The following is a 20,959-nucleotide window of genomic DNA, read 5'->3' as shown; positions in this document are numbered from 1 at the left end:
TCCTCCTTAGAAGCTTAATAGAAGTGATTCGACGACCAGATACCAGCCATCGACAAGCACAAATAATAGAATTTTAAACGGTAGCGAAATCATAACCGGGGGTAGCATCATCATCCCCATTGCCATAAGTGTTGAAGCTACGACCATATCAATAATTAGGAACGGAATAAAAATAATAAATCCAATCTGAAACGCCGTTTTCAGTTCTGAAATGGCATATGCAGGAACGAGTGCAGTTAAGCGAATATCTTCCACTGACTCCGGCTTCTCTAGCTCTGCGTACTTATAAAAAAGCGCCAGGTCTTTTTCACGCGTATGTCCCGCCATAAATTCTTTAATCGGCTGTTCAGCCGCATCGAGCGCTTCCTCCTGTCCGATTTCTTCATTCAAATAAGGCTGAAGCGCCTCACTATTAATCTCTGAAAGAACGGGAGACATCACAAAAAAGGTTAAAAACAGCGCTAAACCAATGAGCACTTGATTCGGTGGCATGGATTGTGTCGCGAGCGCTGAGCGAACGAACGAAAGAACGACAACAATTCTTGTAAAACACGTCATCAATACAAGAATCGCTGGCGCAAGCGAAAGAACGGTTAAGAGCAGGACAAGCTGGATCGTGACGGACACATCTTCTGTAGCGTTTGATCCGAAATCAAGCCCTGGAATCGTTAAGTTTATGAGCAAATCCATTACTTATCGTCCCTTTCATCGCCGTCGTCCCAATAGTTCTTACGCTTGTTTCGCTGTTTCTTTAAGCTTGCCTGAACCATCTCTTGAATACCTGCCTGCTTTTGATTCATAAAAGAAAAACCTGATTTCTGATCTTCAGCCTGTGATAGGATGCGCTCTACTTCTGCCTTCTCTTTAATTTCTTTCAGCAGATTCACGTTATCTCCAACGCCGATCATATAAAGCGAATCGCCAACCTTCACCATTTGAACCGATTTATTGTTACCGAGCGGCGTTCCACCAATTGCCGTAAAGACCGAATGATGCTGAAGTTTTTGCTGGCGTTTTGATAGAAAACGAATGAGCAAGTAAATCAGTCCTACCACTACGATTGTATAGAAAACAAGTTTGATCAGAAGGAAGAAAATGTTCGTGTTTGCTCCTTCTACTTCGGTGGGCTGCTCATTTTGAGGGGCAGACGGAGCATCTCCATCTTCCGTCAGCCAATCCGTCACGCTACCATCTGTTGCCGCTACGACATGCTGTGGCATCAGTAATACAAAGCAAAGGAGGAGTGTCATGATGCCAATCATATGCTGTCTCACCTGTAAAAACTCCTTTTTAACGCAGCTTAGATAAACGCTCTGCTGCACTTAAAATATCGGTTACTCTGACACCAAAGTTCTCATCAATTACGACAACTTCCCCTTTGGCAATGAGTTTACTATTAATCAAAATATCGACCGGCTCTCCAGCAAGCTTATCTAGCTCTAAAATCGATCCATGAGAGAGTTCAAGAATGTCTTTTACAATGCGCTTCGTTCGGCCAAGCTCGACCGTCACTTGAAGTGGAATATCAAGTAACATATTCAAATTGCGTTGTTCACCGTATGGATGATCTTCCTGGCTGAAATTTGTAAACTGAACGTTTTGGATATTCGGTTCAGGCTCTTTCACTCGTGAGGCAAAAGTGCCTGGCTCCTGTTCTTCTTTAACCTGTTCAGGCTCATTTAATTGCTGCAATTCGGCCTCCTGCTCCTTTGCCTTCTGTGTCTCTTGCTGCTCTGCTGCTTGAAGGTCTTCCGCACTGACGATTAGTTCGCTAATTTGCTTTGCTACGGTTGCTGGCACAACATGGTGAACGACAGTTTGTACAATCGAACCGATTGAAAGTTCGAACGTAATATCCACATAAATCGGTTCTGTGCCTTTTTCTACAAGTACGGAGTTTGATGACTCAGAAACAACTTGAAGATTCGTAAACGATCCAGAAAAATAAGAGCCTGAAGCCATACTCAGTCCCTTATGGATGCTGTCCATCATGCCTGTCATCACAGCGGTTAAGCTTTTATCCACGCTCTCATCGCCGTCATCCCCTTTGGCTACTTGCCAAATATCAGCCATATCCTGAGCATCAGGGGGGTTAACCATCATGATCGTTTCTCCAGCCGCTGCTCCCTCATAGCGAATCGCTGCTTCTACGTAAGGGAGAGACATTTCTTGCTGAAAACGATCTTCAGGAAGAATCTGCATCGCAACATTAGATACAAAAACATCTTGCATAAAAACAGATGAAAGTGTTGTCGTCAGACTGCCGATCGCGACGCTAAACAGCTCGCTCAGCGCTTCCTTTTCAACTTCATGAAAGTGCACGACGTCTTCCTCCTTCCCTGCTGCTGCTTCTTGAAATAACGCATTGATTTCTTCTTTTGAAAGGCGATCATCCGTCATGTCCTATTTCCTCCTCTTCCTTCACTTCAGTGATTTGTACGGCCATTCGACCTTTTGATGTGCCAGGCTGCCCATGAAACTTCACACGGTTATCCACCTTAACAACAAGCGGATCAGAAACAGTTTGATTTAAACGAATTACGTCACCATCTTCCAAATTCAAAAATTCTTCAATGGTAATTTCAGAATGACCAAGCTCAGCAATAATGCCTAAATTGGTCTTTTTTAGTCTTTTTTCAAGCTCCTTGCTTTCCTGCGGCTCGCGATCTTTTTTTTGATTGGATAGCCAGTGATGAGCCGAAAGCCTCGGCATAATTGGTTCAAGAACGACGTGCGGAAGACAGAGACGAATATTGCCACTAACTTCTCCTACTTTGACACGTAACGTAACCGTTACGACCGTTTCGTTCGGTGATACAATTTGAAGAAAATGCGGATTAACTTCCAGCTCCTTCAATTCCGTTTTCAGCTTAAGGACTGACGTCCAGGCATCTTGAAAGCTTTCAAGAATTTTACTGAAAATCCGCTCAATCACCATCGTTTCAATTTCAGTTAAATGGGAGAGCTTATTCGGTTGGACTCCCTGACCTCCAAGCATGCGATCAAGCATCGCATACGCGAGCTCTGGCGCCACTTCAAGCACCATCTGTCCTTGCAATGGTGAAGCAACAAAGAGGCTAAGAATCGAGTTCTCTGTAATCGACTTCACAAATTCTTCAAACGGCATCTGATCAACAGAATGAACGGAGGCTTGAATGATCGTCCGAAGCTGAGCGGATGAATAGGTCGTCATGAGTCGCGCATAGTTCTCGTGAATACGCGTTAAAATTCGAATATGGTCCTGCGAAAAGCGAAGCGCCCTTTTAAAATCGTACGTTTGCACTTTCCGTTCTTTCATTGGCTTCTTCTGCCCAGGCTCATCAATAGCAGCAAGAAGCGCATCGACAGTTGCTGGCGATAGCATATCAGACAACATGGTCACCCCCGTTCGTCTATTTTTTCTCTAATACATTAATGTCACGGTAAAATTCCGTCACGAGCTGTTTCACTTCATCAATCGTCTCCAACACCACATAGCGTTTTCCATTCGTTAATAGAATCATCGTATCCGGCGTTGATTCGATCGTTTCAATGAAAACCGCATTCAACATCATCGTTTCTCGATTTAATTTCGTTAACGGTATCATATGAACAGAGCAGGCCGAGGAAATTCCTCAGCCCTTACCCCCTATCGTTTTAAATTGACGATTTCTTGAAGGATCTCATCTGAAGTTGTTATCACTCTTGAGTTCGCCTGGAACCCACGCTGCGCTACGATCATTTCCGTAAACTCTTCGGTTAGGTCAACGTTGGACATTTCGAGTTGGCCGGAAACGACGCGAGAACCATCCGGTAGTCCATTAGTAAGCGGACCAGATTTATCCGTTACTTTATAAGTTGAACCCCCATCTTTAGAAAGGCCAGCTGGGTTGGCAACCGTTCCGATCCCGATTGTTCCAATAATAGTGGAGTTACCATTTTGATCCGTTTCGATTATTTCACCCTGACGATTAATTGCAAAATCAGCTGGTAGATTTGTAATTGGTTGTCCAGCACCGTTAAGTACGCTATACCCTTGAGATGTTACTAATTCATTATTACTGTTAATATAGAAATTACCGGAACTTGTTAATAGATTAGTAGTTGTACCATTTGCCTCTTCACGTTGAACCTGAAAATAACCTTCTCCTTCAATTGACAGATCTGTCTTTACTCCTGTTGTCATGAGTGATCCAGCTGTGTGCATTGTATCAATGGCAGAGTTCGTTACACCTAGCCCAACCTGTTTTGTATTAACCCCACCGTCTCCCATATTTTGACTCAATAAATCCTGAAACATCACCCTGCTTTTCTTAAAACCAGTTGTATTCACGTTCGCAATATTATTCCCAATAACATCTAGCTTTGTTTGAAAGCCTCTCATTCCTGAAACGCCTGAGTACATTGATCTTAACAAGTTGTTTCCCCCTCTAATTGTGTCACTGCTTCAATCGGTCCACAGCGACTTGGCCTCCGGCTTGGTCCGGCCGTTATAAAATAAGTGCTGAATCAATGTTTGTTACGATTTGGTTTTCCATATTGTCCTGCTTCATGGCAGTGATCACTTTATTGTTTTTGACACTGACGACAAAAGCGAGATCTTTCATTAACATAAGTGATTCCTTTGATCCTTTTTCTCGCGCTTTTTCCACCCCGTCATTTAACTGTTGGAGCTGCTGATCTGAAAGCGAAATCCCGTTTTGCTCGAGTCGAACTTGAGCGTGATGACTAAATGAAACTTGAGACTCAATCGTTTGTTTTAGCTGATCTGCAAAAGATCGAGCTTCCTGCTTTTTAAGCGATTGAACTGGCTGCTTCGGATAATACACTTGATTCACTTGAATATTCGCCATGCTATTCCCCCGTTTCGATACGCTCTAAGAGGGATACGTCTACTTGTTTGCCATTATCAAGTTCTGCGAGTACGTTACCTTCTTTGTATAAAACGGCCTGGACCGTTCCAGAAGATACTTGGTTATTCTCCTGCCACTGAACGCTTTTTCCAATTAAATGCGCATAGTCTGCCATTGAATCTTGTAACTGACGATCGAAAAATTTATTCATTGATGTATTCATGTTTGTCATTTGTTCAAGTGAACTAAATTGCGCCATCTGACCGATAAATTCGGTGTCCTGCATCGGCTTCATTGGATCCTGGTTCGAAAGCTGAGCAACTAGAATTTTTAGGAAATCATCTTTTCCTAGCTGACCTGGTGCCTCTGTCTTTTGTGTTTGTGTCGCTGGTGATGCTGTAACGGAGTTTATATTCATCTAACCCCTCCTTATATGGCGTAGTTAATTCCGCCGGGCGTGCTTTCTTCTTTTTCACTTGTTACGAGCGGATTATCTTCTAAATCGTATTCACTTTTACGTCCCTGACGCTGCTTTCCTTGTTGAAACTGCCCCTGCTCTCCCTGCCCATCCTGCATAAAGGAAGGTTGAGAGCCTTGTGGCTGTTGAACTACTTCGACTTTATCAAGTTGAATACCCTGCTGAACGAGCGTATGACGAAGCTGATGAATCTGGGATTCAATTAGTTCTTTGGCTCCTGCAGTGACGGTCAAGATATGAGCTGTCACTTTTCCATCTGATGTTGTTAACCGAATATCAAGCTGTCCGAGATTTTCTGGGGAAAGCTTTATTCTGATATTTGTTTCATCACCATTTTTGGAAAGTTGCATGCGCTCCGTGATTCGTTCACTTAGTTCCGAGTTCAAGTATCGAGCTTGAACGGGAGCTTCTTTAATCTGTGCATCATTAGTTTGTTTTACTAGCGGCAAACCATCTGGCTTTTCGTCCGTTTGAACGTCATCAACCGATAAAGGTTCAGTAGACGCTTGATCTGCATTTTCCACCTGTTCCGTACCTTCCGTTTGATCAACTTGTGACTTAACTTCCTCCCCTTCTTCTAGGACAGGTCTTTGCTCACGACCCTCGAATATAGCTTCTTGCTCTTCTAGTGGAGGAGTTTGATCAACTGTTATAGGAAGATTTTTTTGTTGGGAAGATTGCTCAGCTGTCATTTGCTTGATCATTTCGAGTGCTTTTATCGCCTCTTGCCCTTTTGGAACTTCAACTACCTCGTCCTCTTCAAGCGGCTTGTCTTTCATGAACGGGTCAACTAAGACTTCCTTAACACCTTGTGACATCTTTAACCATTCTTGCTTCAATAACCCAGGTGAGATAAAACTGTCTTTTTCTTGTAACTGCAAACGTGATTCATTACTCAGAGGTAACCTGGGAGCTACAGGTTCATAGGGTATTGGCTTTCCAACCTGCTCCAAGTCCATCAATTCCTGCTTCGTAAAACCAGTTAGGATGAATCCTTGCTGACTCCCACTTTTCACTTGTAGACTCTCACTTCTTTCAAGATTTCCTTCAAGCTTAGTCGAACTGGACGTTTGCCCAACTTGAACGTCTAACGGAAGTGCTGCTAGAAGATGGAGCGGTAGCTCACTTTCTCCGGTTTCTCCTAATCTCTTTTTTTCGTCACCCTGCCCTAATTCGCTCTTGCCTGCAGTTCCATCAGCTCTACCCGCTTCTTGATCGACCATCTTTATCCCTAAAGCACTTAACAAAGTTGAAAATCCAGTTGAATCGTTGCCTGTTGGCTTAGTCTGGACGATAACGCTTTTTCCAAGTGACTGGATGGCGTTCACTTTTTCACCTCCTCTCAGTTCGCTAAATCACTAACGTAACTAGATGAAATCGATTCTTCCATTTCGGTAAGTAATGCCTTCCGCTTGTCGTTTCCGAGTTCTTGAAGTATTGCTAGTCCCACTTCTTTCTCTTCTTCTGACTGCGCCATCTTTGAAAGGATAGCGACCGCTTCTTCTTCAGGCATTTCGGATAGATCTTTTGCGACATCTGAAGTGGAAAGCGTGCTTTTTTTTCGGTCGATCGCATTCATAAGAAGCGTCACTCTTTCCTGCATCGCAGCAAGTTCAGGATCGTCCGCTCTTTCAAGATCTTTTAAAGCAATCGTCAGATCAGCGGCTACGGCCGAATTCATTTTCCCTAACACGGCTGCCTGTTCCGTACTTCCCATCGCATTAAGCAGTAAAGCCGCTTCTTTTAGTGTGAGATTTTCCATAATGGATGCAGATTTTGAAGCTGACATTCCTTCATAGGTTTTCGCTAACTGCTGAAGCTTCTTCTCACGCTCTTCCTTGTCAGCTAACTCACTTTTCATTTCCTGCGTTAACGATTCCAGCTCCGATTGCTTTTTCGTTAGCTTAATCTCCTGTTCATCAAGCTGTTTTTTTAACGCGGATATTTCGCTTTCCTTGTTATCAATCTCTTTTTGTAGCAAGTCTTCTTCATTTTGATCCGTTGCTTCAGCCGTCAAATTCTTTTCAACATAGGCGATTGGTTTCTTCGTAAGAGAAGTTGCTACGGCAAACAAGTCATATCCAAGAAACGGAAGAACAACGAGCAGAACGGTTGCCATAAAAGCAAGCGGGAATAAAAAACCGTGAATGATGCGTTCTTTCCATGAACTTTTCTGTCGCTGTCGCATCCCTCTCACTCCTTTTAGCCGTTTCTTGCCAGCATATATGCTCGTACGGTATTTAGATCGTCCAGTTCGTTTTGTTCGATTATTTTCTGATCGTGATAAAACGCTTCTTTTCGCGTTTCTTTAATCGATTGCCACGTTTTTTCTTCTCTTACTTTTGAAGCAAGCGTATCCTGCTGCTCGCTCACCTTGTGTTCTACCTGACTCAGTTGATGTCGTATTCGTTCAAGCTGCTTTTCAAGATAAGCAATGTGCTCTTCTTCTTTTAAAAGTTCGAGAATGGGAAGACCATCTAACTGACGCTGTTCAAGTCTCTCTCGCAAAATATAAATGGCTTCTTCAAGTTGGTGCGTTTCCTGCTCGAGATCAACTTGTACTTTGAGCGACTCGGCCATTTCAAGCTGAGCCTGAGACTTCTCGTTTTCTTTCACATCCAAAATTCGTTGAAATGGGAATTGAAAAGCTGTGATGGTTAGTCATCCTTTCCAAATTGAGATAGAAGCCGATCCTTACTTTCTTCAAATGAAGCCTGATCATCAATGCCCTGCTTAATGTACTTTTCAATTTCCGGATGAATCGAGATCGCTTTATCGATGTTGCCGTTTGTTCCCGCTTTATAAGCGCCAATGTTAATCAAATCTTCCGATGACACATAAACAGCAAGCAGTCGTTTGAATTCTTCTGCTGATTTCATATGCGCTGGCGTTACAATTTCTTTCATCACCCGACTCACGCTTTGCGGAACGTTAATGGCCGGATACTGCCCTTTTTGAGCGAGCTTTCGATCGAGAACGATGTGCCCGTCCAGTATGCCTCGGACTGCATCTGCAATTGGCTCATTCATATCATCACCATCAACTAGAACGGTATAAAAAGCGGTAATCGATCCCGTCTCTGCCGTACCTGATCGCTCTAATAGTTTAGGCAAAAGCGCAAACACGCTTGGGGTATAACCTTTACTGGTCGGCGGCTCACCAATCGCAAGCCCTACTTCTCGCTGAGCCATTGCAAATCGCGTCACGGAATCCATCATGAGCATGACGTTTTTCCCCTGATCTCGGAAAAATTCGGCGATGGCGGTTGCCGTGAGCGCCCCTTTTATGCGCTGCAATGGGGGCTGATCGGACGTTGCGACGACAACAACCGATTTCTTTAAGCCCTCTTCGCCAAGGTCTCGCTCAATAAAATCTCTTACTTCTCGTCCACGTTCACCAATAAGTGCAATCACGTTCACATCGGCTTCTGAGTTTCGTGCTGCCATGCCCATTAGCGTACTTTTTCCAACACCGCTTCCTGCGAAAATACCGATTCGCTGACCCTGGCCGACCGTTAGCAGACCATCAATGGCGCGGACTCCAAGCTGGAATGGCGTGGTTATACGCGGTCTTGTCATTGGATTAGGCGGCTTACGATTCGTAGAAACGGCTCTTAACCCTCCTGGAAGATTCGTTAGATCAAGCGGTCTACCACGTCCGTCCAGTATCGTACCTAACAGCGAATAGCCAACTTTTACTTCAAGAGGTTGACCGGTAGCTACAACAAGGCAACCTGGACCAATCTCTGATAGATCATGCATTGGCATAAGAAGAACGCGATTTTCCCGAAACCCAACGACTTCGGCTTCAATCGGTTCTTTTAATGGTCCCGGATACAAATAGCAAACCTCTCCAATTTTCACTTCTGGGCCAAGTGATTCAATCGTAAGTCCGATGACCTGCGTCACTTTGCCATATTTCTGGACCGTTTCCATTGCCTGAATTTGCGAAAGATACGATTCAACGTTCATGCTCATCAATTGTTCGCTCCTCAAACATGGCAAGTAGCTGCTTTTTCATTTCAGAAAGCTGGCTGTTAATCGAGATATCGTACGATCCACTTGGGGTATGAACAAGACCAGAACCAACTTCTAAATCGACCATCGGAATGAGTTTCAGACTCGCGTTAACATCCAATTGTTTTTCTAGTTCGTCTACCATCGGCATCACATGGTGATAGTCTTCTGTTGACACTTGAACAACCACTTCGCCCCGATCCTGAACTTTTTTAAGCGCACCTTGGACCATGCCAAGTAACGTCTCAGGGGTTTGTTTCATTTCTTTTAAAATGACCTTTTTCGCAATAGCGGTGCTTAGTGACAGAAGAAACGGCTCAGCGCTTTGAATAAGCTCTTCTTTCTTGTCATAAGCGGCCTTCACCATCTGTTCCATCTCTTTCTTTTGCTGATCGAACTCAAAATGGATTTGCTGCATGCCAGCTTCATACCCGGCTGCATAACCCCTTTCTTCCGCTTCACACACAGTTTTTTTCGTGATTTCCTGCCACTCTAGCTCTTTTTCTTGCTGCTTCTTCTCTAAATTCTGATGAACGTTCGCTTCTTCTTCTCCTAGCCTCGTTCGAATCGTATGGTAGAGATCTTCAAGGCGAATCATCATTTCGATAAGCTGAGATTTTTTCTCTTCAACTGTCATGGTTCGCGTAGGGAGGACGCTACTTCGTTTTGGTTCTCTTACCATTCTCTGTTCAATGACCTTTGGAACAGCACGTTTTTCTCCAGAGGTTTTTCGGATGATGTTAGACAATCAAATCATCTCCTCCACCGCGCGCAATCATGACGTCACCTGTTTCTTCAAGGTAGCGAATGACGGAAACGATGCGTGTTTGCGCCTCTTCCACTTCACGAAGGCGAAGAGGTCCCATTAGTTCAATCTCTTCTTTCACTGTATCGACGCGTCGGTTGGACATATTTCGGAAAATCGTGTCTTTCACATCGTCGCTTGCGACTTTCAAAGCAATAGACAGATCTTCATCCTTCACTTCGCTAATCACGAGGCGAATTGAGCGATCATCAAGCGTCACGATATCTTCGAACACAAACATCCGCTTCTTAATTTCTTCTGCTAGATTCGGATCATCTTTTTCTAGTGAACTGAGAATCGTTCGTTCTGTGCTTCGATCCACGCTGCTCAGCACCTGAACAATCGCTTCTACACCACCTGTAAACGTATAGTCTTGAGAACCCGTCGCGTTAAGTTTCCCTTCAATAATCGTCTCAAGCTGGCTAATCACCTCTGGTGACGTGCTATCCATTAGCGCAATACGACGAGCAACGTCTGCCTGACTATCTTGAGGTAGTGATGACAAAATTTGCGAAGACTGCTTTGCATCAAGATAGGAAAGAACGAGCGCGATCGTCTGCGGGTGCTCCTGCTGTAAAATATTTAAAATCTGGTCGGGATCTGCTTTTCTAGCAAAAGCAAAAGGCTTCACTTTTAAATTGGCTTTAAGACGTGTCAGGATCTCTTCAGCCTTCTTCCCCCCAAGCGCCTGCTCAAGAATATGCCTCGCGTATTCAATGCCTCCGACAGCAATATAATCTTTCGCTTTTACCATTTGAATGAACTCGTCTACAACCGCCTCTCGCTCATCAGGCTCCACTTTTCGAAGCTCTGAGATGCCAAGCGCCAGCTGATCAATTTCTTTCTCCGATAAATGCTTAAACGTTTGTACGGATAAGTCAGGTCCTAAAGAAGTAAGAAGGATCGCCGCTTTCTGAGTTCCTGTTAATTCCTCTGTACTGCTCATCCAACCCCTCCTATTCTTCTTTCATCCATAGTCGTAGTAGTTTCACAAATTCTTCTGGATCATTTTTGGCGAGACTTTCAATTTCGTCTTTCCCAACAAGCGTCTCTGGCGTCATATCGACTTCACGCTCTTCACGCGGTAAATAATGATCTTCAGGAGCGCTGTAAGACTCCTCAAACTCCATGAAGTCATCCTCTACTTTATTTCCTCTCCGTCGGAAAAATAGCAAAATTCCACCTATTAGTAGAATGCCAACTCCACCTGCAATCGCATAAAGCACCCAGGCCGGAACGCTATCCATCATAGTTGAAAAGATGCCTTCAGTCGGCTCTTCATAATCGGCACGCCCCTTGAATTCATTGGCAAAAACCGAAATTCGTTCTTCAAGAGCAGCATCATCTAGAGGAACATCACTTTCACTTAGCGATGTACGGACAACATTCTTAAGTACGGTACGAATATCTTCTATATCAGCAGCAGTTAGTGTTGTCATATCATCAGCCACAGGTGGCTCTACACCAACGTTAATCGTAATATCATCAATGAGATAAGGGCTTTCTTCGATCTCTTTGTGGATGCGATTCACTTCACGGTTGATGCGGTCTTCTACTTTTTCGTAAGAACCGTCGCCCTCGGCATTCGGATCATCTGCGTTATAGTTTGGAATTTCGCCTTCATCTGTACCAGTGCCATCCTGCACAGCTGTTTGGTCGCCAGAATACGATTCCATGATTTTCTCAACACTAATGTCAATACCTTCGCCTGTTTCTTTATCAACAGGTTCAACGAGGTCTTCCGTTCGCTTTTCTTTTGTAAAATCGACGCTGGCCATAACAGAAACAACCACTTTATCCTGACCGAGAATCATGCCAAGCATTTGTTGGAGTTCTTGTTGCATGTCTTTTTCAATGTCGTTACGGATACCTTCTTGCTGCTGGTAAGCGGATAACGTTGGATCTCCGCCCCCTTCACCATAGTCAAACGCCGTACCGTTTTGATCCATGATGACGATGTTTTCAACAGGCAAATTCGGAACACTCTTACTGATGAGATGATAAAGACCGGTGATTTGACCTTGATCAAGCTGCACACCAGGGTCTCGCGTTAGAACAACGGAAGCGGAAGCCGTTTCACCTGTTTCATCTAGCCAAACGCTTTCTGCAGGTAAGGTAATCATGACTTTGGATTCCTTGATGCCGCCAATTTGTTCAATGAGATAACTTAGCTCATTTTGCATGGCATCACGTTCAACGACATCAAATTGACGATCGGTCATGCCCATACCCATGTTTTCACTAAAAACGCTGTAATTTACATTACCGCTTTTCGGAATGCCTTCAGCAGCTAAGCTTACTTTTAAATCAGAGGCCTGATTTTTTGGCACACTAATCGTCGTTCCATCGGCTGAAACTTCTACCGGAATGCCTTTCTGTTCAATTGCTCCTTTGATTTCGCCAGCTTCTGTCGGTGTGAGATTTGAATATATAGGTGTTAAATTAGGTTTAGACATCCAAAAAACAAGGAATAGAAGCACAAGAAGAGTGACGAGAAACGTCCCTCCAATCAGCCATTTTGTTTTAGTGGAATAGCTTCCCCATGTTTCATTCCAGCGACTTTTAAATTTCATTAGTTGTTGGTTCATTTCTTATCCATCCCTGACATGCTACATTTGCATACGCATGATTTCCTGGTATGACTCGATCACTTTATTTCTCACTTCTACTGTTAGATTAAGAGATAGTGAGGCTTTTTGTGCTGCAAGCATTACTTCATGAACGTCCTGAACTTCCCCAGTGACAAGCTTATTTGTCATTTGTTCCGATGCCACCTGATTGTCGTTCACTTGCTTGATCGCATCTTGAAGCATTTGACCAAAATCAGCGGTTGCTTCTCCTGAAGAAACTTGAGGCTTTGCCTGAGCAGGAAGCTGCTGAAGTGCACTAATTGTGTTCATATAATCCTCCTATCCTATGCTCGAACCTTATTTCCCAAGCTCGAGTGCCTTCATATACATACTCTTTGTCGCGTTTAACGCTGTCACGTTTGCTTCATATGAACGAGAAGCTGACATCAGATCAACCATTTCTTTCACCATGTCCACGTTCGGCATCTCAACGTATCCTTCTTCATTCGCATCGGGATGCGCGGGATTATAAACGAGCTTATTTGGAGCGCTATCTTCTTGTATGTTCGATACTTTCACTCCAGTAGAAGACGACTCGTTCCCCATCGCCTTTTGGAGCTTGCTTTCAAATGAGTTTTCCTCGATCTCTACTACTTTTCGCTTATAAGGCTGCCATTCACCATCAACGAGTTCAGAACGCGTCGTCTCAGCATTGGCAATATTGGAAGAGACTACGTCCATTCGAAGGCGATTTGCTGTTAACGCTGAAGCGCTCGTATTGAATCCATTAAACAAATTCATTCTAGTTAGCTCCCTCGTATTGCGGTTTGTAAATCACGGAATTGGCTATTTGTCTTTTCGACCATCGCATTGTACCAGAGCTGGTTTTTCGCAAGCTCTGCCATTTCAACATCCATGTCAACATTGTTTCCATTCGATTGATTGATTGTATTTTGATCCGTTTTAACAACGGGTTGTACTCCATTTTTTTCGTTACTAAAAGGGACGTGTTTGGGGTTTGATTTGTAGCTTTGCAGATTATTAGTAGCTTCCTGCAGGTTATCTTGAAATGAAACGGTTTGACGTTTGTAATTAGGGGTGTCAACATTTGATATATTTGATGTAATGGTTCGCTGTTGTACCATTGACGCATTTAATGCTTGTTCAAGCGGTTGGATCGATTGAAAAACATTCACGAAGCTTTCCACACTCCTTGTATAAATGTGTTTTTATAGGTAAATATTGGTTTTGAAGCCATAACTATACTCATTCGACAATATTTTCGATATTGTTAGCATAGCATTGTCAAAAATAATAGTAAATGAGTGTTTTAACCTAAAAAACGACTTTTTTCACTTAATTTTCCCACATCTTAACGGTATAATAGAGGTATAATTTTCTAGGTACACGTACGATAGTACTACGATGGGAGCGAAAAAATGTTTAAAGGCATGTATACAGCCACATCCGGCATGATGGCAAGTGAGCGGAAGCAGCAGTTCCTTACGAATAATCTTTCAAATGCTGAAACACCGGGCTTCAAGCAGGGTGAAGCAGCGTTCCGTTCCTTCCCTGAATACTTATTGAAAGAAAGAAATACGAACACACCTACCCCTAATTCTTCCATTGGCACGCTCCAAACTGGCGTCTATACCCAAGAAGGCATTCCTAACTTTTCAAGTGGATCTCTCAAGGAAACTAGTAAACCAACTGACCTGGCTCTTATCGACGAAAATCTTCCTATCGATGCAGAAACCGGTAAAAAAGGCCTAGTTTTATTCGGCGTTCGTCTTGATGATAACGCGATTCGCTATACTAGAAATGGAAATTTTTCTGTTAATGAGAACGGATTTCTAACAACTAGCGAAGGTTATCAAGTGGTCGGAAATAATCTTCAGCCGATTCAACTAACAGGGGACTCGTTTACTGTGACAGAAGATGGCACGATTCGTGAGGATAATGGGAACGAGCAGCAGCTATGGATTGGCTACACCGGTGACCCTACTAATCTCACTCAGCAAGGGAATGGGGTTTTTGTGTGGGAAGGCGATGAAGCTGATGGGCCACTAAATATTCAAACAACAAATATCACCGAGTATGCTGTGAAACAGGGCTACCTCGAAGGTTCGAACGTAGATATGACGACAACGATGACGGATATGCTGAACACTTATCGCTTATATGAAGCAAACCAAAAAGTACTACAAACGTATGATCAAAGCATCGACAAAGCCGTCAATGATATCGGTCGCGTTTACTAGGAGGGCTACGATTGAATATTCAAATGGCAACCGCATCTTCTTCACTTAGCCAGACACAAAAAAAAATGGATGCAATCGCAAACAATATTGCAAACGTGAATACGGCAGGCTATAAAAGCCGTGAAGCGACGTTCCAAAATCTCTTAACTCAAACGTACGCGAATCAAACAGGGGAAGAAGCGGAGCCTGGAAGAGAAACACCTCAAAACCTTCGCGTTGGCTTTGGATCGAAAGTTGGTTTAACGACTCTTAACTATAAGCAAGGGGCTGCCAAGGAAACCGGACGTGATTTGGATGTCATGCTTGAAGGAGAGAATATCTATTTTCGCGTTCAAAATGGGGACGCCGTCAACTATACAAGAGACGGATCTTTTGAGATTCAGAATCAGAACGGGGTCTTTTCACTCGTGACTAGCCGTGGGAATGCGGTGTTAGATCCGAATGGCAACGCCATTACGTTTGGAACGAACCCATCAGAATTATCGATCTCTGATACAGGAGAGATGGTCGCGACAGATGCCAACGGGAATGATCAAACGTTTCAGCTCAGCATCGCTAAAATTGATCGCCCGCAGGCGCTCGTGAACGTTGGAGGAAACGAATTTTCTCTTCAAGAGAATGGTAACCTTGAGCTTGTCGCGCTAGACGGTGAAGAATATAAAACAAGACAGGGCTACCTTGAAATGTCGAACGTAGACCTAACGAATGAAACAACAGAGATGATTTCGACTCAGCGTCTTCTCCAATTCCAGAGCCAGGCGATTAAGATGGCTGATGAAATGATGGGGCTAGCGAATACGATTAAGAGATAAAGTAATAAACAAAATCCCACTCGCATGAGTGGGATTTTGTTTATCTAAGGAAGTCTAATAGAGAAGGTTGGATAATCTTTGCACTTGCCGCAAGCGATGCCTGGTAGACACTTTCTTCGGTCTTTAGTTTCATGATGGCTTCAGCAAAATCGACGTCATCATTTTTAGAAACGAGCGTTTGTAAGGAAAGGTTTTCTTCCTTCAAGCGTTGATTCATCCCCTCCACTCTCGACTGCTTTGCGCCAAGACTTGTCCAGCTGTTCAACACTTGATCCTTACCTGTCTCAATCTGTTCGAGTGCGCTACTAATGCCGTCATTGTCTCCACCCGCTAAAGCGCCTGAGAGCTGATCAAGTGCTTTAAACAGGTTTACATTCCCATCAAACACTTCTCCCGTAACATTCATAGCAATCGTATTACTAGATGACATCCGCTGCATGATGGAATGATTGTCATAAGTGAGGTCGCCATTCGCTGCGACTTGTATCGGTTGATCTGTTTGCTGTCCATTGAAGATGTACTTCCCATCAAACTTGGTATTGGCAATATCCTGTATCTCAGCACGTAATTGCTCAATTTCTTTCGCAATCGTTTGTTGATCTTCTGGTGAGTTTGTCCCATTCGATGCTTGCAAGCCTAGCTCATTTGCACGCTGAAGCGCATTAGAAATGCTATTCAGCGCCTGATCGGTTGTTTCCATCCAAGAAAGAGTGTAATCCGTATTTCGTTCATACTGCTCGTTATCAGCTAACTGAGAGGCCAGTTTCAAAGACTTCTGAACACCAATGGGGTCATCAGAAGGCGCATTGATTCGTTTGCCTGTTGATACTTGTTCATTCGCTTTCTCATAGCGTGAAAGATTTTGCTGAAGCTGAGAAGTCATATTGGAGCTAAGCATTTGCTGTGTAATCCTCATTTAATAATCTCCTTTCTACTAAACGCCCATGCGATTAATAATCACATCAAGAAGCTCATCGGTTGTACTTACATAACGAGCCGCCGCATTATAGGCATGTTGAAATTGAATGAGGTTTGACATCTCTTCATCAAGCGAGACGCCACTTACGGACATCCGATTTTGATCGATTGATTTTAAGACGGCCTGGTGGCTTTCGACTGATCGTTCTGACGCCTGCGTTTTTGCCCCAATTTTTGATATAAGCATACCGTAAAAATCGCTTACGCTAGCTTCTGCCTTTACATTTGAACCTGCTACATCAAAAGAAAACGTTTCGTTTTTCAGGTCGCTTATTGCAGTAGCGATAACTCCATTACTAACGGCACTATTATTAGAAGAAGCAGCGATTGTTGCTGGATTCGCTTTGACTTCTTGATTCATGCTTAGACTTTCAAGAAAAGTCGTTCCTGTTCCAGTCGTATCAAACATTGCTTCTCCTTGTTTCATCGAACCATTCGCGTCTTTTACTAATGAAAAGCCAGATGTCATCAGGTCATTTAATCCATTGAATTGTTTTGGCGTTCCATTCACGTCTGTTGTAACTGAACCATTAATAAGCTGATGAAACATTTCATTTAAATCATTTTGAAAGCTTTCCACTTCCTTAACCGATTGCTGAAGTCCCTCAAGTTTTCCAGTATTCTGGGCATTCGTCAGTCCTGACATTTCATCCATTAATAAATCTCGGCGGTCTTTTAATTCGTTTGCTTCTGGTTTAGATGCAATCTCTTTATTTAAGCTATCAATTTGTGCAGTTAAAGCGGATACTTGATCTTTCACTGCTGTGGTTTGCTGGGTTAAGCTTTTTGATAGATTAGTTAATCCATCATTTAACGTTTTCCCCTGAGAGAGGAGTTCTTCTGAACGTTCGACAAGAACTGCACGGGCGGCAAGACTATCAGGATTTGAAGCAAGATCTTCCCAAGCTGAGAAAAAGCGATCGAGAGAAGCACCTAGTCCGTTTCCGGGTTCTCCTGTCAGCGCTTCAATTTGTTGGAGCGTTTCAAGCTTCGTCGATTCAGAACCTAATTGACCATTTCGTTCTCGATACTGGGTATCAAGATATTCTGATCGAACTCGTTCAATCGATTCAACACTTACACCAGTCCCAAGCTGTGAGGATGAGCTACCAGTTTGATAAGGATAAGGTATGGAAGACGTTGCTTGCATGTCCACTCGCTGCCTCGAGTATCCGGGAGTATTCGCATTTGAAATATTATTTCCTGTTGTCGTAAGAGCTGCCTGTTGCGTGTAGAGACTTCTCTTACCGACTTCTAATCCATGAAACGTAGACGTCATTCAAATCCGTTCCTTTCTCAACCTGATCACTCAGGCTTTCGTATCAAAATATCCTCGCGGTGTTTGCAATGGCTTCTGGTTGGGCCTGCCGTAAGTGATCGATTGATTTGTTGTCGTTAAATGACCAATCATATGATGGACAAAGGCCATTCCATCTCTTAACAACTCTTCATTTAAGTCATTCATATGCTGAAGTTTTACCGCTTTTTCTTTTAAATCCGCAGCTCGATTTTCCACCATTCGTTTAACAGGTGGACTTAACATCCCTAGAACTTCTTTAAGCGTTTGGTCTGTTCGACCTGCAAGCTTTTCTGTTATCTGCTGCCGTTTCTCTTCACTAACACGCAGTTCTTGCAGAAGATCTTTTTCTTTGTTGATAACTTCAGTCAATCGCTTCACGTCTCGTTCTAATAAGGCTTCCTGTTTCTGTTTTGATCGAACGATTAATTTCTCATGAAGGAGAATCATTTCACCCATAACCGATAATAGTTCCTGTCCCATCGTGCCGCCTCCTGTTAAAACCACTGATCAAACAGCTTTTCCGCTGTTTTCTGACTGTCGACACGATACGTACCTTCTTCAATCTGCTTTTTGATGGCCGTTACCTTCGCTTCGCGCTCTTGTTCGGTCTTCATGTCGTATAGTTCTCTCGCTTTGTTTGAAATTTGAAGCTCGTCTTCTCGAGGAGCCTTTTTAACCTGCTCAACTTTCGTAACAGGATTATGCTTCTGGTAAGGGTTTACAATGGGTGGTGCTGATGGTTTATTGACGTTCATATCCGGTCACCTCTTTCCGATCGTTTATCATACTACTCCTATTCTATTATTCGTACCCGAATTTGAGGATTGTACCGTTATTATCGGAAAATTTTATAAAAAAGTTAATCGCTTACTGAATTTTAAAGTCCGTTACGAGGACACGTTCTACTTTTCCATCATGCATAACTTTATTCACTTCATTTTTGATCGTTTCTTCAAACTTATTGAGACCTTCAGATCCTTTCAAATCCTCTTTTGTTAGACCCGCTAATGTTGAGATGACGATCGCTTTCAACTCAGGATTACGAACTTCAAGTTCTTTATAACTCTTTTCATTATCAGCTAGTAAATTTAGTTGAACGACCGCAAAATGTTCTGATGACAAATTCGTCGTCAACGGTTCCATGCTAAAGCTTCTTGCTGCAAGCTCTTCAGCTGTTGGTTCTTTCTCTTCCTGCGCCACGACTTTTTTCAGATCAATATCGAGAAAAAACACCGCAGCGGCAGCTCCAGCTCCGATAATACCAAGTGCGGTTAGGAAGATAATTAGAATCCGCTTCATTCTGTCACCTCTTGTTCTAATTTTCTACGTTGTATGGAAGAATAAGCACTTCAACTCTTCGGTTCTTTGCTCGGCCTTCTTCCGTTTTGTTTGAATCGATCGGGCGATATTCTCCATATCCTGTAAAACTAAATAGCTTTGGATCAAGCTTCTTGTTATTCAATAGCTCTGTCATGAAGTTCAGTGCGCGCTCAGAACTTAAATGCCAATTCGATGGATACTGCGATGTTTTAATTGGACGGTCGTCTGTATGACCGGTAACCGTAATCCGACGCGGTGGATCTGTAACGAGTAGGGATGAAATTTCTTTCCCCAGTGTTTTCGCGTCCCCCGTTAACACGGCTTTTCCACTTTGGAACAGTGCCGCTTCTTTAATTGTAATTAAAAGCCCCTCTTCTGTTAGCTTTGTTTTTAAATAAGAATCGAGATCTTCATCCGCGATGTATTCATCAATTCGCGCCTGTAATTTCTGAAGCTTGTTTTGGTCCTGTTCGATCGCTTTTTCTTCCGCTTCATCCTCTTTTGGCTCCTCTTTTTCTGGTTCATCTGTCATTCCTACAAATGAACCATCTTCTGGATCGAGCATCGCAGGTTCGCCTTCCAAAATCCCAGTGCCACCACTTAGCACTTCTTGAAAGGATTGTGTAATAGCTTCATACTTTTTAGCATCAACCGTACTTGCCGCAAAGAGAACAATAAAAAGCGCAAGCAGAAGCGTTAACATATCGGCATATGGAATGAGCCAGCTCTCATCGACGTGATCCTCATGCTCTTCATGTCTCTTCTTACGCATCAGCGCCTACTCCTTCTACCTCTGATTGATTTGTTTTCTTTTCAGCGTCAAGGTTACGTTCTTTACTCGGGAGATAGACGAGAAGCTTGTCTTCTACCATGCGAGGCGATGCGCCTGACTGAACGGCCAGAAGGCCTTCAAGCATGATCATTTTAATACGAGCCTCAGCATTAGATTTTCGCTTCAGCTTATTCGCGAATGGATGCCAGAGAACGTAGCCTGTGAAAATCCCAAAAAGCGTCGCGATAAACGCTGCTGCAATCGATTTTCCAAGCAGCTCCATATCACCGAGGTGACTGAGTGCTGCGACGAGACCAACAACCGCTCCGAGAACACCGAGGGTTGGGGCATACGTTCCAGCCTGAGTAAAAATCCCCGCTCCCATGCGATGGCGTTCTTTCATGGCCTCAATATCTTCTACCAGGATCTCTTCAATCGCTTCATGAGAATGGCCGTCTATTACCATTTGGAATCCACCTTTTAGAAAATCATCATCAATGTTTTCAAGATTATTCTCAAGGGAAAGGAGTCCCTCACGACGAGCGACCGTCGCCCATTCACGAAACATCGGAATCAGCTCTTTTTCAGTCAGGAGCTTTTGGTTAGAAAAGATAATTTTTAATAAGGTGGGGAATTTCTTAATCTCGTTAAACGGAAACGCGATGAGTAGTGCCGCCGCTGTCCCAACAAAAATGATGACGAGGGCAGCGGGATTTAATAGAGCAGCCGGATTCGCTCCCTTCAGGATTAATCCGCCTACAAGGACGAAAAAACCGAGGAGCACACCGAACAGAGATGTTTTTTCCATTGCTTTC

Annotated in this window: 27 protein-coding genes; 2 read left to right on the top strand and 25 right to left on the bottom strand. The window is 43.5% G+C overall.

The window, feature by feature from the left end:
- Positions 1-6 precede the first annotated feature (6 nt).
- The 18 genes from fliP to flgB form a co-directional block, all read right to left on the bottom strand.
- Entirely contained in the window at positions 7-690 is a 684-nt protein-coding gene (fliP, locus tag LC090_RS01025) for a flagellar type III secretion system pore protein FliP (protein WP_226654432.1), read from the bottom strand.
- Positions 690-1,274, bottom strand: coding sequence for a flagellar biosynthetic protein FliO (locus LC090_RS01020; protein WP_226654428.1), 585 nt, complete (start codon positions 1,272-1,274; stop codon positions 690-692). The genes fliP and LC090_RS01020 overlap by 1 nt, the downstream gene beginning before the upstream one ends.
- Before the next feature lie 16 nt (positions 1,275-1,290).
- Entirely contained in the window at positions 1,291-2,400 is a 1,110-nt protein-coding gene (gene fliY / locus LC090_RS01015; protein ID WP_226654423.1) for a flagellar motor switch phosphatase FliY, read from the bottom strand.
- Positions 2,390-3,373, bottom strand: coding sequence for a flagellar motor switch protein FliM (fliM, locus tag LC090_RS01010; RefSeq protein ID WP_226654679.1), 984 nt, complete (start codon positions 3,371-3,373; stop codon positions 2,390-2,392). Before fliM ends, fliY begins: the two co-directional genes overlap by 11 nt.
- A gap of 19 nt (positions 3,374-3,392) precedes the next feature.
- Positions 3,393-3,587: a flagellar FlbD family protein gene (locus LC090_RS01005; protein WP_226654420.1), complete on the bottom strand. Its 195-nt coding sequence runs from the start codon at positions 3,585-3,587 to the stop codon at positions 3,393-3,395.
- Between the two features lie 41 nt (positions 3,588-3,628).
- Positions 3,629-4,396 (bottom strand): flagellar hook-basal body complex protein, encoded by a 768-nt coding sequence (locus LC090_RS01000; protein ID WP_226654418.1) that lies wholly within the window; start codon positions 4,394-4,396, stop codon positions 3,629-3,631.
- 73 nt (positions 4,397-4,469) lie between these two features.
- A complete protein-coding gene (locus LC090_RS00995; protein WP_226654416.1) occupies positions 4,470-4,832 on the bottom strand; it encodes a TIGR02530 family flagellar biosynthesis protein in 363 nt (120 codons plus the stop codon).
- Position 4,833: 1 nt separating this feature from the next.
- Positions 4,834-5,250, bottom strand: coding sequence for a flagellar hook assembly protein FlgD (gene flgD, locus LC090_RS00990; RefSeq protein WP_226654414.1), 417 nt, complete (start codon positions 5,248-5,250; stop codon positions 4,834-4,836).
- A gap of 11 nt (positions 5,251-5,261) precedes the next feature.
- Positions 5,262-6,638 carry a flagellar hook-length control protein FliK gene (locus LC090_RS22100; RefSeq protein ID WP_226654412.1) on the bottom strand — a complete coding sequence of 459 codons (1,377 nt, stop codon included), beginning with the start codon at positions 6,636-6,638 and terminating at the stop codon, positions 5,262-5,264.
- Between the two features lie 14 nt (positions 6,639-6,652).
- Entirely contained in the window at positions 6,653-7,498 is an 846-nt protein-coding gene (locus LC090_RS00980) for a MotE family protein (RefSeq protein ID WP_226654409.1), read from the bottom strand.
- 14 nt (positions 7,499-7,512) lie between these two features.
- Positions 7,513-7,926, bottom strand: a complete 414-nt coding sequence (locus LC090_RS00975) for a flagellar export protein FliJ (RefSeq protein ID WP_226654407.1) — start codon at positions 7,924-7,926, stop codon at positions 7,513-7,515.
- Positions 7,927-7,967: 41 nt separating this feature from the next.
- Positions 7,968-9,287 carry a flagellar protein export ATPase FliI gene (gene fliI, locus LC090_RS00970; protein WP_226654405.1) on the bottom strand — a complete coding sequence of 440 codons (1,320 nt, stop codon included), beginning with the start codon at positions 9,285-9,287 and terminating at the stop codon, positions 7,968-7,970.
- Complete coding sequence (locus LC090_RS00965; RefSeq protein ID WP_226654403.1) at positions 9,271-10,074, bottom strand: FliH/SctL family protein; 804 nt, start codon at positions 10,072-10,074, stop codon at positions 9,271-9,273. Before LC090_RS00965 ends, fliI begins: the two co-directional genes overlap by 17 nt.
- Entirely contained in the window at positions 10,067-11,077 is a 1,011-nt protein-coding gene (gene fliG, locus LC090_RS00960) for a flagellar motor switch protein FliG (protein ID WP_226654401.1), read from the bottom strand. Before fliG ends, LC090_RS00965 begins: the two co-directional genes overlap by 8 nt.
- A 10-nt stretch (positions 11,078-11,087) precedes the next feature.
- Positions 11,088-12,719 (bottom strand): flagellar basal-body MS-ring/collar protein FliF, encoded by a 1,632-nt coding sequence (fliF, locus tag LC090_RS00955; protein ID WP_226654399.1) that lies wholly within the window; start codon positions 12,717-12,719, stop codon positions 11,088-11,090.
- Between the two features lie 21 nt (positions 12,720-12,740).
- A complete protein-coding gene (gene fliE, locus LC090_RS00950) occupies positions 12,741-13,031 on the bottom strand; it encodes a flagellar hook-basal body complex protein FliE (protein ID WP_226654397.1) in 291 nt (96 codons plus the stop codon).
- 27 nt (positions 13,032-13,058) lie between these two features.
- A complete protein-coding gene (flgC, locus tag LC090_RS00945; RefSeq protein WP_226654395.1) occupies positions 13,059-13,502 on the bottom strand; it encodes a flagellar basal body rod protein FlgC in 444 nt (147 codons plus the stop codon).
- 5 nt (positions 13,503-13,507) lie between these two features.
- Positions 13,508-13,909 (bottom strand): flagellar basal body rod protein FlgB, encoded by a 402-nt coding sequence (flgB, locus tag LC090_RS00940; protein WP_369522700.1) that lies wholly within the window; start codon positions 13,907-13,909, stop codon positions 13,508-13,510.
- A 231-nt stretch (positions 13,910-14,140) separates the two neighbouring features.
- Here flgB and LC090_RS00935 point away from each other — a divergent pair, with 231 nt between their 5' ends.
- Positions 14,141-14,962, top strand: coding sequence for a flagellar hook-basal body protein (locus LC090_RS00935; protein ID WP_226654393.1), 822 nt, complete (start codon positions 14,141-14,143; stop codon positions 14,960-14,962).
- Between the two features lie 11 nt (positions 14,963-14,973).
- Entirely contained in the window at positions 14,974-15,774 is an 801-nt protein-coding gene (locus LC090_RS00930) for a flagellar hook-basal body protein (protein ID WP_226654391.1), read from the top strand.
- A 40-nt stretch (positions 15,775-15,814) separates the two neighbouring features.
- Here the strand turns inward: LC090_RS00930 and flgL are convergent, their stop codons facing one another.
- The 7 genes from flgL to motA form a co-directional block, all read right to left on the bottom strand.
- Positions 15,815-16,690 carry a flagellar hook-associated protein FlgL gene (flgL, locus tag LC090_RS00925; RefSeq protein ID WP_226654388.1) on the bottom strand — a complete coding sequence of 292 codons (876 nt, stop codon included), beginning with the start codon at positions 16,688-16,690 and terminating at the stop codon, positions 15,815-15,817.
- 18 nt (positions 16,691-16,708) lie between these two features.
- Positions 16,709-18,031, bottom strand: a complete 1,323-nt coding sequence (gene flgK / locus LC090_RS00920) for a flagellar hook-associated protein FlgK (protein ID WP_226654386.1) — start codon at positions 18,029-18,031, stop codon at positions 16,709-16,711.
- Positions 18,032-18,061: 30 nt separating this feature from the next.
- A complete protein-coding gene (locus LC090_RS00915; RefSeq protein WP_226654384.1) occupies positions 18,062-18,532 on the bottom strand; it encodes a flagellar protein FlgN in 471 nt (156 codons plus the stop codon).
- 14 nt (positions 18,533-18,546) lie between these two features.
- Positions 18,547-18,807 (bottom strand): flagellar biosynthesis anti-sigma factor FlgM, encoded by a 261-nt coding sequence (gene flgM, locus LC090_RS00910; RefSeq protein WP_194218296.1) that lies wholly within the window; start codon positions 18,805-18,807, stop codon positions 18,547-18,549.
- Between the two features lie 112 nt (positions 18,808-18,919).
- Positions 18,920-19,351, bottom strand: coding sequence for a flagellar basal body-associated FliL family protein (locus tag LC090_RS00905; protein WP_226654382.1), 432 nt, complete (start codon positions 19,349-19,351; stop codon positions 18,920-18,922).
- A gap of 16 nt (positions 19,352-19,367) precedes the next feature.
- Positions 19,368-20,147, bottom strand: coding sequence for a flagellar motor protein MotB (motB, locus tag LC090_RS00900; protein WP_226654675.1), 780 nt, complete (start codon positions 20,145-20,147; stop codon positions 19,368-19,370).
- Positions 20,137-20,952, bottom strand: a complete 816-nt coding sequence (motA, locus tag LC090_RS00895; RefSeq protein WP_226654380.1) for a flagellar motor stator protein MotA — start codon at positions 20,950-20,952, stop codon at positions 20,137-20,139. Before motA ends, motB begins: the two co-directional genes overlap by 11 nt.
- Positions 20,953-20,959 lie beyond the last annotated feature (7 nt).

The organism is Guptibacillus hwajinpoensis (genome assembly GCF_020524165.1).
Lineage (GTDB): Bacteria > Bacillota > Bacilli > Bacillales > Guptibacillaceae > Guptibacillus > Guptibacillus hwajinpoensis_D.
This window is presented reverse-complemented; position numbering and strand designations above follow the sequence as displayed.